A 13246-nucleotide genomic window follows, 5' to 3' on the forward strand; every position below is an offset into this window, starting at 1 on the left:
TTTGTCACCCGTCATATGAAATCAGACAGGCTCCAGTATCGCTGTGCTGATTTGCGGCATATCATGTCGCCAGAATTAACTCCCATCTTAATCGTTGACAGTCTCAGGAAAGAAACATGGCTACCAATGCAAAACCCGTGTACAAACGCATTCTGCTTAAGCTGAGTGGCGAAGCGCTGCAGGGATCGGAAGGCTTCGGTATTGACGCAAGCATCCTTGATCGCATGGCACAGGAAATCAAAGAACTGGTCGAACTGGGTATCCAGGTTGGCGTGGTCATTGGCGGTGGCAACCTTTTCCGTGGTGCTGGTCTGGCGAAAGCGGGGATGAACCGCGTTGTGGGCGACCACATGGGTATGCTGGCAACCGTCATGAATGGCCTGGCGATGCGTGATGCGCTCCACCGCGCCTATGTGAATGCCCGCCTGATGTCCGCGATTCCACTGAATGGCGTATGCGATAATTACAGCTGGGCAGAGGCGATCAGCCTGCTGCGCAACAACCGCGTGGTGATTCTCTCCGCCGGTACGGGTAACCCGTTCTTTACGACCGATTCCGCTGCCTGCCTGCGCGGTATTGAGATCGAAGCCGATGTGGTACTGAAAGCGACCAAAGTAGACGGCGTGTTTACTGCCGACCCGGCAAAAGATCCTTCCGCCACCATGTACGATCAGCTGAGCTACGGCGAAGTGCTGGAAAAAGAGCTGAAAGTGATGGATCTTGCCGCCTTCACGCTGGCTCGCGACCACAAACTGCCGATCCGTGTCTTCAACATGAATAAGCCAGGCGCACTGCGTCGCGTGGTCATGGGCGAAAAAGAAGGCACTTTGATCACGGAATAATTTCCGTCGGCGATAAATACAGGTAAGATTCCGCTTTATTTTGTAGTGGTATCTTACCCGGGCGCGCCATTGGCGTTGTCATGAATTAAACGCGACTATACTTAGCACACCTGTAGCGCTGTGCTGGCGGATAGTCTGCCTGAGACAAGTTTTCAAGGATTCGTAACGTGATTAACGACATCAGAAAAGATGCTGAAGTACGCATGGAAAAATGCGTAGAAGCGTTCAAAACCCAAATCAGCAAAATCCGTACTGGCCGTGCTTCCCCAAGCCTGCTGGATGGCATCATCGTGGAATACTACGGTACGCCAACCCCTCTGCGTCAGCTGGCGAGCGTGACGGTAGAAGATACCCGTACGCTGAAAATCAACGTGTTCGATCGCTCTATGAGCCCGGCGGTTGAGAAAGCGATCATGGCCTCTGACCTCGGTCTGAACCCAAGCTCTGCCGGTTCTGATATCCGCGTTCCACTGCCTCCACTGACGGAAGAGCGTCGTAAAGATCTGATCAAAGTGGTGCGTGGCGAAGCTGAGCAGGGTCGCGTATCCGTGCGTAACGTTCGCCGCGACGCGAACGATAAAGTGAAAGCGCTGCTGAAAGAAAAAGAGATCAGTGAAGATGACGATCGTCGTTCTCAGGACGACATTCAGAAAATGACCGACGCAGCGATCAAGAAAATTGATGCGGCGCTGGCAGATAAAGAAGCGGAACTGATGCAGTTCTGATTTCTGTCGTACACTGATAAACGCCGTTCAGAGGGACTTCGGGTCTTGCTGGCGGCGTTTTGCTTTTATCTGGTCTAACTTTTTTCGGGCATCCCATGAAGCATTTAACTCTCCTTGGCTCAACCGGCTCTATCGGTTGCAGTACTCTCGACGTCGTCCGCCACAATCCTGAACATTATACCGTGACCGCGCTGGTCGCCGGTAAGAACGTGCAGCGCATGGTCGAGCAGTGCCTGGAGTTTATGCCACGTTATGCGGTTATGGATGACGATGAGAGCGCGCGTCAGCTGAAAACTCTGCTGCTTGAGAAGGGCAGTCGAACCGAGGTGCTGAGTGGGTCGCAGGCGGCCTGCGACATGGCGGCGCTGGATGAGGTTGACCAGGTCATGGCGGCCATTGTCGGTGCGGCCGGGTTGCTGCCGACGCTTGCGGCAATAGATGCAGGTAAAGATGTTCTGCTGGCCAACAAAGAGTCGCTGGTGACCTGCGGATGCCTGTTTATGGACGCGGTGAAGCAGCGCGGGGCGCGTCTTTTGCCGGTCGACAGCGAGCACAACGCCATTTTTCAGAGTTTACCGCAACCTTTTCAACAGAACCTGGGGTACGCTGACCTGGAGCAGAATGGCGTCGTGTCGATTCTGCTTACCGGGTCTGGTGGCCCGTTCCGTGAAACGCCACTGTCTGAACTGAGCGCAATGACGCCGGATCAGGCGTGTCGTCATCCGAACTGGTCAATGGGACGTAAAATCTCCGTTGACTCCGCCACCATGATGAATAAAGGTCTGGAATACATTGAAGCTCGCTGGCTGTTTAATGCGTCAGCGAAACAGATGGAAGTTCTGATTCACCCGCAATCGGTCATTCACTCGATGGTGCGCTATCAGGATGGCAGCGTGCTGGCACAGCTGGGCGAGCCGGATATGCGTACGCCCATCGCCCATACAATGGCGTGGCCAAACCGGGTGAAATCGGGCGTGAAGCCGCTTGATTTTTGTAAGCTAAGTTCCCTGACGTTCAGTGAGCCCGATTACGATCGCTATCCTTGTCTGAAGCTTGCGATGAACGCCTTCGACCAGGGACAGGCGGCGACGACGGCACTGAATGCAGCCAACGAAATTACCGTTGACGCATTTCTGCATCAGCAAATCCGCTTTACCGATATCGCAACGTTGAATTTATCGGTACTGGAAATAATGGATTTGCGTGAGCCTCAAAGTGTGGAAGAGGTGCTGGCGGTCGATGCTGCTGCACGTGATATTGCGCGTAAACAGGTGAGCCGCCTCGCAAGCTGGTGATAAAGCAAGCACTAGTCGTCGTGCTATTTGTTAGCTTTGGGCTTCAGTGATATAGTCTGCGCCACCTGATCGCAGGAATTTGACTTTATGTGGTCAGGTAAGCCGTGGTTTGACACGGCTTTTTTATGTACAGGCTTAAGTATTCCTGAGTACCGTTAAATCCTTTTCAGGGACAAAAAACGCGTTATGTTGTCTGCGAATCAACCAATAAGCGAAAACTTGCCAGCTCATGGCTGCCGTCATGTAGCAATCATTATGGATGGCAATGGCCGCTGGGCGAAAAGACAAGGGAAGATACGAGCCTTTGGGCATAAAGCAGGGGCGAAATCCGTTCGCCGCGCCGTTTCTTTTGCCGCGAATAACGGCATTGATGCGTTAACGCTCTATGCTTTTAGCAGTGAAAACTGGAATCGACCGCCGCAGGAAGTGACTGCGTTGATGGAACTGTTTGTGTGGGCGCTCGACAGCGAAGTAAAAAGCCTGCACCGCCACAACGTCCGCCTGCGTATCATTGGCGATACCAGTCGTTTTAACTCACGTTTGCAGGAACGGATTCGTAAAGCAGAAGCGCTGACTGAAAATAATACCGGTCTGACGCTCAATATCGCGGCGAATTACGGCGGACGCTGGGATATTATCCAGGGCGTTCGGCATCTGGCCGAACAGGTTCAGGAAGGGCTGTTGAGACCCGACCAGATTGATGAAGAGGCGCTGAGCAAGCAAATCTGCATGAATGAGCTGGCACCTGTGGATTTGGTAATTAGGACAGGGGGGGAACATCGCATAAGTAACTTTTTGATATGGCAAATTGCCTATGCCGAACTTTACTTTACAGATGTTCTTTGGCCCGATTTTGATGAACAAGACTTTGAAGGTGCGCTGCATGCCTTTGCCAATCGAGAGCGTCGTTTCGGCGGCACCGAGCCAGGTGGCGACAATGCCTGATGGGGGTAGCTTTTGCTGAAGTATCGCCTGATTTCCGCTTTTGTATTAATACCCATTGTCATTGCGGCGCTGTTTTTACTGCCCCCGGTGGGATTCGCTATTGTCACGCTGGTGGTCTGCATGCTCGCGGCGTGGGAATGGGGACAGTTTAGCGGCTTTACCTCGCGCAATCAGCGAGTATGGCTTGCGGTACTCTGTGGCTTTATTCTGGCCATAATGCTGTTTACGTTGTCTGAATATCACCACGATATTCATCAGCCGCTGGTTGCCGGTTCCTTGTGGATATCGCTGGCCTGGTGGGTGGCTGCATTGCTGCTGGTTCTTTTTTATCCAGGCTCTGCGGCGTTATGGCGTAATTCAAAAGTGTTGCGACTCATTTTTGGTCTGCTCACCATTGTGCCTTTTTTCTGGGGGATGGTCGCGCTACGCGCCTGGCACTATGACGAAAACCACTATAGCGGTGCGATCTGGCTGCTTTATGTGATGATTCTCGTCTGGGGGGCTGACTCCGGGGCCTATATGTTTGGTAAACTGTTCGGCAAACATAAACTGGCGCCGAAGGTGTCTCCAGGGAAAACCTGGCAAGGATTCATCGGCGGCTTGTTTACGGCTGCAGTTATCTCCTGGGGCTATGGCGTCTGGGCGGATCTGGCAGTGGCTCCGTCAATACTGCTGGTATGCTCTATTTTTGCAGCGCTTGCCTCAGTGCTCGGTGATTTAACCGAAAGTATGTTTAAGCGTGAAGCAGGGATTAAGGACAGCGGACATCTGATTCCAGGGCATGGCGGTATACTGGATCGCATTGACAGCCTGACAGCGGCTGTTCCAGTGTTTGCTTGCCTGCTTTTACTGGTATTCGGGACGATTTAACGGAAGGTTTTATGCTGAGCATTCTCTGGAATCTGGCGGCGTTCATTGTTGCACTGGGTGTGCTGATTACCGTGCATGAATTTGGCCATTTCTGGGTTGCTCGCCGTTGTGGTGTGCGGGTAGAGCGATTCTCCATTGGTTTTGGCAAATCACTCTGGACGCGCACCGACCGTCACGGCACGGAATTTGTCATTGCACTTATCCCGCTTGGCGGCTACGTCAAAATGCTCGACGAACGCGTCGAGCCTGTCGCACCCGAGCTGCGACACAGTGCGTTTAACAACAAAACCGTTGGACAACGCGCTGCCATCATCGCTGCCGGACCGGTAGCCAACTTCATCTTTGCAATTTTCGCTTACTGGCTGGTGTTTATTATCGGCGTCCCTGGCGTGCGTCCGGTGGTGGGGGAAATTGCGCCCAACTCTATCGCGGCGAATGCGCAAATTACGTCCGGGATGGAACTTAAAGCGATTGATGGCATCGAAACCCCTGATTGGGATGCCGTGCGACTGCAACTGGTAGCCAAAATTGGCGATGCGCAGACAACCCTCAGCGTATCGCCGTTTGGGTCAGACGCGCGTCAGGACAAAGTACTGGATTTACGCCACTGGCGCTTCGAGCCCGATAAAGAAGATCCCGTCGCAGCGCTGGGTATCCGTCCCCGCGGTGCGCAGATTGAGCCGGTATTAGCTGAAGTCCAGCCAAATTCGGCGGCGAGCAAAGCGGGTTTGCAAGCGGGCGACAGGATCGTTAAAGTCGATGGTCAACCATTAACAGAGTGGATGACCTTTGTTACTCTGGTGCGCGATAATCCGGGGACGTCCCTCGCGCTGGAAGTTGAAAGGCAAGGCAGTCCGCTTTCGCTGACGCTGATCCCGGATACGAAGTCGGTCGGCAAAAAGGCAGAAGGGTTCGCAGGCGTTGTGCCAAAAGTGATCCCGCTGCCAGATGAGTACAAGACAATACGCCAGTATGGGCCGTTCAGCGCCATCCTTGAAGCCACGGATAAAACATGGCAACTGATGAAGCTGACGGTCAACATGTTGGGGAAATTGATAACCGGTGATGTGAAACTGAACAACCTCAGTGGGCCAATCTCGATTGCTCAGGGGGCTGGGATGTCAGCGGAATTCGGGGTGATTTACTATCTCATGTTCCTCGCGCTCATTAGCGTGAACCTTGGGATAATCAACCTGTTCCCGCTTCCCGTGTTAGACGGGGGTCATCTGCTGTTTTTAGCGATTGAAAAGCTAAAAGGCGGACCGGTATCCGAGCGAGTTCAAGACTTTAGTTACCGCATCGGCTCGATTTTGCTGGTGCTGTTAATGGGGCTTGCACTTTTCAATGATTTCTCTCGGTTGTAAGAGAGTTAGTTAGGAAGAACGCATAATAACGATGGCGATGAAAAAGTTGCTCATAGCGTCGCTGCTGTTTAGCAGCGCCACCGTATACGGTGCTGACGGGTTCGTAGTGAAAGACATTCATTTCGAAGGCCTTCAGCGTGTCGCCGTTGGTGCGGCCCTCCTCAGTATGCCTGTGCGCCCCGGCGATACGGTTAATGATGAAGATATCAGTAACACCATCCGTGCTCTGTTTGCCACCGGCAACTTCGAGGATGTCCGCGTCCTGCGCGATGGTGATACGCTGCTGGTACAGGTAAAAGAACGTCCAACGATCGCCAGTATCACTTTCTCCGGTAACAAGTCGGTGAAAGATGACATGCTCAAGCAAAACCTTGAAGCATCCGGTGTTCGTGTGGGGGAATCTCTGGACCGCACAACCCTTTCAGACATTGAAAAAGGTCTGGAAGACTTCTACTACAGCGTCGGTAAATACAGTGCCAGCGTGAAAGCGGTGGTTACGCCGCTCCCACGTAACCGTGTTGACCTGAAGCTGGTCTTCCAGGAAGGTGTTTCCGCGAAGATCCAGCAGATCAACATCGTGGGTAACCACGCGTTTAGCACCGACGAACTGATCTCCACTTTCCAGCTGCGCGATGAAGTGCCGTGGTGGAACGTGGTTGGCGATCGTAAATACCAGAAACAGAAACTGGCGGGGGATCTCGAAACCCTGCGCAGCTATTATCTGGATCGCGGTTACGCCCGTTTCAACATCGACTCGACTCAGGTCAGTCTGACGCCGGACAAGAAAGGTATCTACATCACGATTAACATCACTGAAGGCGATCAGTACAAGCTTTCCGGTGTTGAAGTCAGTGGTAACCTGGCCGGGCATTCAGCTGAAATTGAAGCGCTGACTAAAATTCAGCCGGGCGATCTGTACAGCGGTTCTAAAGTCACCAAAATGGAAGACGGCATTAAGAAGCTGCTCGGCCGCTATGGTTACGCTTACCCGCGTGTACAAACACAGCCGGAAATCAACGACGCGGATAAAACCGTTAAGCTGCATGTTAACGTTGATGCGGGTAACCGTTTCTACGTACGTAAGATCCGCTTCGTCGGTAACGATACCTCCAAAGACTCCGTTCTGCGTCGCGAAATGCGTCAGATGGAAGGGGCATGGTTGGGTAGCGACCTCGTTGACCAGGGTAAAGAGCGTCTGAACCGTCTGGGCTATTTCGAAACCGTGGACACGGAAACGCAGCGTATACCCGGCAGCCCGGATCAGGTTGATGTCGTGTATAAGGTGAAAGAGCGTAACACCGGTAGCTTCAACTTCGGTGTGGGCTACGGTACTGAAAGTGGCGTGAGCTTCCAGGTTGGCGTCCAGCAGGATAACTGGCTGGGTACAGGTTACTCTGTCGGTATTAACGGCACCAAAAACGACTACCAGACCTACTCTGAGTTCTCTGTTACCAACCCATACTTCACCGTTGACGGTGTAAGCCTGGGCGGTCGTATCTTCTATAACGATTTTAAAGCAGACGACGCAGACCTCTCCTCCTACACCAACAAGAGCTATGGTGTAGACGGAACGCTCGGCTTCCCGGTTAACGAATACAACACCCTGCGTGCGGGCTTAGGTTACGTGCATAACGACCTGTCCAACATGCAACCTCAGGTGGCGATGTGGCGTTATCTGGACTCTATTGGCCAGTCTGCGAGTAAAACCAGTGATAACAATGGCTTCGCCGCGGATGACTTCACCTTCAACTACGGCTGGACCTATAACCGTCTCGACCGTGGTTACTTCCCAACAGAAGGTTCTCGCGTCAACCTGAACGGTAAAGTGACGGTTCCGGGCTCTGATAACGAGTTCTATAAGGTAACCCTGGATACCGCGTCCTACTTCCCAATTGATGATGACCACAAGTGGGTCGTTCTGGGTCGTACCCGTTGGGGCTATGGTGATGGTATCGGCAGTAAAGAGTTGCCGTTCTACGAGAACTTCTACGCGGGTGGTTCCAGCACCGTGCGTGGCTTCCAGTCCAACAACATTGGTCCGAAAGCGGCTTATTACGGCGGCAACGACAAGGATAACTGCGATAAACCGGCGAAGGACAGTCAGGGCAATACGAACGTCTGTAGCTCTGATGATGCGGTGGGCGGTAACGCCATGGCCGTGGCCAGCCTGGAATTCATTACCCCAACGCCATTTATCAGCGATAAATACGCGAACTCTGTCCGTACTTCCTTCTTCTGGGATGCCGGTACGGTATGGGATACAAACTGGCAGAATACGGCTGAAACGCGTGCTGCTGGAATTCCAGACTACAGCGATCCGAGCAATATTCGCATGTCTGCTGGTATCGCATTACAATGGATGTCACCGCTGGGACCGTTGGTCTTCTCTTACGCCCAGCCGTTTAAGAAATACGATGGAGACAAGGCGGAGCAATTCCAGTTTAACATTGGTAAAACCTGGTAATAATCCGCTGCAAAGGAATGCGTTGGCAGTGTAGCGCTGACAACCGGCGATCGGTAAAACGGTCGCCTTGCCACGCAAAGAACGGTACCTTCTGGTGCCAATGGGATGGTAAGGAGTTAATTGTGAAAAAGTGGTTATTAGCTGCAGGTCTCGGTTTAGCGATGGCAACTTCTGCTCAGGCAGCAGACAAAATCGCAATCGTCAACATGGGTAATTTGTTCCAGCAGGTTGCACAGAAAACGGGTGTTTCTGCAACGCTGGAAAACGAATTCAAAGGCCGTGCGAGCGAACTGCAGCGTATGGAAGGCGATCTTCAGTCCAAAATGCAGCGTCTGCAGCGTGATGGTTCTACCATGAAAGCAAGCGATCGCAGCAAACTGGAAAAAGACGTTATGGCTCAGCGCCAGACCTTCTCTCAGAAAGCGCAGGCTTTCGAGCAGGATCGTCAGCGTCGTTCTAACGAAGAGCGTGGCAAGCTGGTCACTCGCATTCAGACTGCTGTTAAAGCAGTGGCTGCCGATCAGAGCATCGATCTGGTTGTTGATGCGAATGCCGTTGCTTTCAACAGCAGCGATGTTAAAGACATCACCGCTGATGTTCTGAAACAGGTTAAATAAGTAATGCCTTCAATTCGACTGGCTGATTTAGCTCAGCAGTTGGATGCAGAATTACACGGTGATGGCGATATCGTCATCACCGCTGTTGCGTCCATGCAATCTGCTAAAGCTGGCACGATTACCTTCATGGTAAGCCCTAAGTACCGTGAACAACTGGCTCAATGCCAGGCGTCAGCTGTTGTTCTGACGCAGGACGATCTTCCCTTTGCCACTGGAAGTGCACTGGTAGTGAAAAACCCCTACCTGACGTATGCACGCATGGCTCAAATTCTTGATACCACGCCGCAACCGGCTCAGAACATTGCTGCCAGTGCAGCAATCGATCCGACGGCTAAGCTTGGTAACAACGTTGCCGTTGGTGCGAATGCGGTTATCGAGTCTGGCGTTGTGCTGGGTGATAACGTCGTGATTGGCCCGGGGTGCTTCGTTGGGAAAAATACGAAAATCGGCGCAGGAACCCGTTTATGGGCCAATGTGTCCATTTATCATGAAGTTGAAATCGGCGAAAATTGCCTCGTCCAGTCCAGCACCGTGATTGGTTCTGATGGCTTTGGTTACGCGAACGATCGCGGTAACTGGGTTAAGATCCCGCAGCTTGGTCGCGTTATTATTGGCGATCGCGTGGAGATTGGGGCCTGTACCACGATCGACCGTGGTGCACTCGACGACACGATCATTGGCAATGGTGTTATCATCGATAACCAGTGCCAGATTGCGCATAACGTTGTGATTGGCGACAATACCGCAGTTGCGGGGGGCGTCATCATGGCGGGCAGCCTGAAAATTGGTCGTTATTGCATGATTGGCGGTGCGAGCGTGATTAATGGCCACATGGAAATATGCGACAAGGTGACGGTGACGGGCATGGGCATGGTAATGCGTCCGATCACCGAACCTGGCGTCTATTCCTCGGGCATTCCGCTGCAACCCAACAAGGTATGGCGTAAAACAGCAGCACTGGTGATGAACATTGATGATATGAGCAAGCGACTCAAGTCTCTTGAGCGTAAGATCGATCAACAAGACTAAACGTCACCCGTTTAACGCTATCTTTCCCGGCCTGTCGGCTTTCTAATAAACCGGCAGGCCGTGTTATTATTGTTATCAGTACATTTTGACAGGAAGAGTATTTTGACTACTGACACTCATACTCTGCATATTGAAGAGATTTTAGAACTTCTGCCGCACCGCTACCCGTTTTTGCTGGTAGACCGTGTGCTGGATTTTGAAGAAGGTCGTTTTCTGCGCGCAGTGAAAAATGTTTCCGTGAACGAACCGTTCTTCCAGGGACACTTCCCGGGTAAGCCTATCTTCCCGGGTGTGTTGATTCTGGAAGCGATGGCTCAGGCTACCGGTATTCTGGCGTTTAAAAGCGTCGGTAAACTGGAGCCAGGTGAACTCTATTACTTCGCAGGTATTGATGAAGCGCGCTTTAAGCGTCCTGTCGTGCCTGGTGATCAGATGATCATGGAAGTCACTTTTGAAAAAACGCGTCGTGGCCTGACTCGCTTCAAAGGCGTAGCGCTGGTTGACGGCAAAGTTGTTTGCGAAGCGACGATGATGTGTGCTCGTAGCCGGGAGTCCTGATACGTGATTGATAAATCCGCCTTTATTCATCCTACTGCTATTGTGGAAACCGGCGCCATCATTGGTGCCAACGTTCACATTGGCCCGTTCTGTATTGTTGGACCCAATGTCGAAATTGGTGAGGGTACAGTACTGAAATCTCACGTTGTCGTGAATGGTCATACGACCATTGGCAGCAATAACGAGATCTATCAGTTCGCTTCCATCGGCGAAGTTAACCAGGATCTGAAATATGCTGGTGAGTCGACCCGTCTGGAAATTGGCGATCGTAACCGTATTCGCGAAAGCGTCACCATTCATCGTGGAACAGTACAGGGTGGTGGGTTGACGAAGGTGGGTAGCGATAACCTGTTTATGGTGAATGCGCATATTGCGCATGACTGTACCGTGGGCGATCGCTGTATTCTTGCCAACAACGCAACGCTGGCAGGACACGTATCTGTTGATGACTTCGCAATTATTGGCGGCATGACCGCAGTCCATCAGTTCTGCATCATTGGTGCACACGTGATGGTCGGTGGCTGCTCCGGTGTGGCGCAGGACGTCCCACCGTATGTGATTGCGCAGGGCAACCATGCCACGCCGTTTGGCGTGAACATCGAAGGCCTCAAGCGTCGTGGTTTTAGTCGCGAAGCGATTACTGCCATCCGTAACGCGTACAAACTGCTGTACCGTAGCGGTAAAACGCTGGAAGAGGCGAAGCCGGACATTGCCGAACTGGCGGATAAGTTCCCGGAAGTGAACGCGTTCATGGAGTTCTTTGACCGTTCAACAAGGGGTCTGATTCGTTAATGGTCGACAGTCGTCCGCTTACGATAGCCCTGGTCGCCGGAGAAACCTCCGGCGATATTCTTGGTGCCGGTCTCATCCGCGCGCTCAAAGCTCGCGTACCTAACGCCCGCTTTGTTGGCGTGGCTGGCCCGCTGATGCAGGCCGAAGGCTGTGAAGCCTGGTATGAAATGGAAGAGCTGGCCGTGATGGGCATTGTTGAGGTGCTGGGGCGTTTGCGACGCTTGCTGCATATTCGTGCCGATCTTACCCGCCGCTTTACCGAGCTCAAACCCGATGTGTTTGTCGGTATCGATGCACCCGACTTCAACATTACCCTCGAAGGTAATCTGAAAAAGCAGGGCATCAAAACCATTCATTACGTCAGTCCGTCCGTTTGGGCGTGGCGACAGAAACGCGTTTTCAAAATTGGACGGTCCACCAACCTGGTGCTGGCTTTTCTGCCTTTCGAAAAAGCGTTTTACGACAAATTTAATGTTCCGTGCCGTTTTATCGGTCATACCATGGCGGATGCGATGCCGCTGGATCCGGATAAAAACGCGGCGCGCGACGTGCTCGGTATCCCTCATGATGTGCACTGTCTGGCATTGCTGCCAGGAAGCCGTGGCGCAGAAGTGGAGATGCTGAGCGCTGATTTCCTGAAAACCGCGCAGATTCTTCGCAAGACGTATCCCGATCTTGAAGTGGTCGTGCCGCTGGTGAATGCCAAACGCCGCGAGCAGTTCGAACGCATTAAAGCGGAAGTCGCCCCGGATCTTCACGTCCGCCTGCTGGACGGGAAAGGTCGGGAAGCGATGTTTGCGAGCGATGCCGCACTGCTGGCCTCTGGCACGGCTGCGCTGGAATGTATGCTGGCGAAATGCCCGATGGTGGTCGGTTATCGTATGAAGCCGTTTACCTTCTGGCTGGCAAAACGTCTGGTGAAAACGGATTATGTTTCCCTGCCAAACCTGCTTGCCGGGCGCGAGCTGGTAAAAGAGCTCTTACAGGATGAGTGCCAGCCTCAGGCGCTGGCGGAGGCCCTGCTGCCGCTGCTCGCCAACGGCAAGACCAGCCACCAGATGCATGATACCTTCCGTGAACTGCATCAACTGATCCGCTGCAATGCAGATGAGCAAGCGGCCGATGCAGTTCTGGAGTTAGCAAAATGATGGAATTTGTATACCCTCACACGCATCTTGTGGCAGGGGTGGACGAAGTCGGTCGTGGCCCGTTAGTGGGGGCTGTTGTGACCGCCGCGGTGATCCTCGATCCCGCCCGCCCGATCGTCGGGCTAAACGACTCAAAAAAATTATCCGAAAAACGTCGACTGGCCCTGTTCAGTGAGATTCAGGAGAAGGCTCTGGCCTGGAGCCTGGGGCGCGCTGAGCCGCATGAAATCGACGAGTTGAATATTTTGCATGCTACAATGCTGGCCATGCAGCGCGCGGTAGCGGGCCTGAAAATTGCCCCGGAATATGTCCTGGTTGACGGCAACCGCTGTCCGGCACTGCCGATGCCTTCGATGGCGGTCGTCAAAGGCGATAGCCGTGTCGCCGAGATCAGCGCAGCATCTATTATTGCCAAGGTGACACGCGACGCTGAAATGGCCGCGCTGGATCTCACTTACCCTCAGTATGGCTTCGCCCAGCACAAGGGGTATCCTACGGCTTTCCATCTGGAAAAGCTGGCTGAACATGGCGCAACTGAACATCACCGGCGCAGCTTTGGCCCGGTGAAACGCGCGCTGGGACGGGTGTCCTGAATCA

13 protein-coding genes are annotated in these 13246 nt (G+C 52.9%); all 13 read left to right on the forward strand.

Going from position 1 to position 13246, the window contains the following annotated elements; all coding sequences use genetic code 11:
• Nucleotides 1-116 precede the first annotated feature (116 nt).
• The 13 genes from pyrH (at nt 117) to rnhB (ending at nt 13242) form a co-directional block, all read left to right on the forward strand.
• Nucleotides 117-842, forward strand: coding sequence for a UMP kinase (gene pyrH, locus AAER43_RS04045; RefSeq protein WP_023332129.1), 726 nt, complete (start codon nt 117-119; stop codon nt 840-842).
• Between the two features lie 167 nt (nt 843-1009).
• Entirely contained in the window at nt 1010-1567 is a 558-nt protein-coding gene (gene frr / locus AAER43_RS04050; protein ID WP_014882629.1) for a ribosome recycling factor, read from the forward strand.
• 95 nt (nt 1568-1662) lie between these two features.
• Nucleotides 1663-2862 (forward strand): 1-deoxy-D-xylulose-5-phosphate reductoisomerase, encoded by a 1200-nt coding sequence (gene ispC / locus AAER43_RS04055; RefSeq protein WP_050861692.1) that lies wholly within the window; start codon nt 1663-1665, stop codon nt 2860-2862.
• A gap of 186 nt (nt 2863-3048) precedes the next feature.
• Nucleotides 3049-3807 carry a (2E,6E)-farnesyl-diphosphate-specific ditrans,polycis-undecaprenyl-diphosphate synthase gene (gene ispU / locus AAER43_RS04060; protein ID WP_014882631.1) on the forward strand — a complete coding sequence of 253 codons (759 nt, stop codon included), beginning with the start codon at nt 3049-3051 and terminating at the stop codon, nt 3805-3807.
• 12 nt (nt 3808-3819) lie between these two features.
• Entirely contained in the window at nt 3820-4677 is an 858-nt protein-coding gene (cdsA, locus tag AAER43_RS04065; RefSeq protein ID WP_057057753.1) for a phosphatidate cytidylyltransferase, read from the forward strand.
• Nucleotides 4678-4688: 11 nt separating this feature from the next.
• Nucleotides 4689-6041, forward strand: a complete 1353-nt coding sequence (gene rseP / locus AAER43_RS04070) for a sigma E protease regulator RseP (protein ID WP_014882633.1) — start codon at nt 4689-4691, stop codon at nt 6039-6041.
• 31 nt (nt 6042-6072) lie between these two features.
• Nucleotides 6073-8505, forward strand: a complete 2433-nt coding sequence (bamA, locus tag AAER43_RS04075) for an outer membrane protein assembly factor BamA (protein WP_047026694.1) — start codon at nt 6073-6075, stop codon at nt 8503-8505.
• 122 nt (nt 8506-8627) lie between these two features.
• On the forward strand, nt 8628-9122 hold the full coding sequence (skp, locus tag AAER43_RS04080; protein WP_014882635.1) for a molecular chaperone Skp: 495 nt from the start codon (nt 8628-8630) through the stop codon (nt 9120-9122).
• Between the two features lie 3 nt (nt 9123-9125).
• A complete protein-coding gene (gene lpxD / locus AAER43_RS04085) occupies nt 9126-10151 on the forward strand; it encodes a UDP-3-O-(3-hydroxymyristoyl)glucosamine N-acyltransferase (protein ID WP_045134605.1) in 1026 nt (341 codons plus the stop codon).
• Between the two features lie 102 nt (nt 10152-10253).
• Nucleotides 10254-10709, forward strand: a complete 456-nt coding sequence (fabZ, locus tag AAER43_RS04090; protein WP_010426706.1) for a 3-hydroxyacyl-ACP dehydratase FabZ — start codon at nt 10254-10256, stop codon at nt 10707-10709.
• 3 nt (nt 10710-10712) lie between these two features.
• A complete protein-coding gene (gene lpxA, locus AAER43_RS04095) occupies nt 10713-11501 on the forward strand; it encodes an acyl-ACP--UDP-N-acetylglucosamine O-acyltransferase (RefSeq protein ID WP_014882637.1) in 789 nt (262 codons plus the stop codon).
• Nucleotides 11501-12649, forward strand: a complete 1149-nt coding sequence (gene lpxB, locus AAER43_RS04100; protein WP_023332133.1) for a lipid-A-disaccharide synthase — start codon at nt 11501-11503, stop codon at nt 12647-12649. Before lpxA ends, lpxB begins: the two co-directional genes overlap by 1 nt.
• On the forward strand, nt 12646-13242 hold the full coding sequence (gene rnhB, locus AAER43_RS04105; protein ID WP_023336774.1) for a ribonuclease HII: 597 nt from the start codon (nt 12646-12648) through the stop codon (nt 13240-13242). The genes lpxB and rnhB overlap by 4 nt, the downstream gene beginning before the upstream one ends.
• Nucleotides 13243-13246 lie beyond the last annotated feature (4 nt).

Source organism: Enterobacter sp. FUJ80071 (genome assembly GCF_038739915.1).
GTDB lineage: Bacteria > Pseudomonadota > Gammaproteobacteria > Enterobacterales > Enterobacteriaceae > Enterobacter > Enterobacter kobei.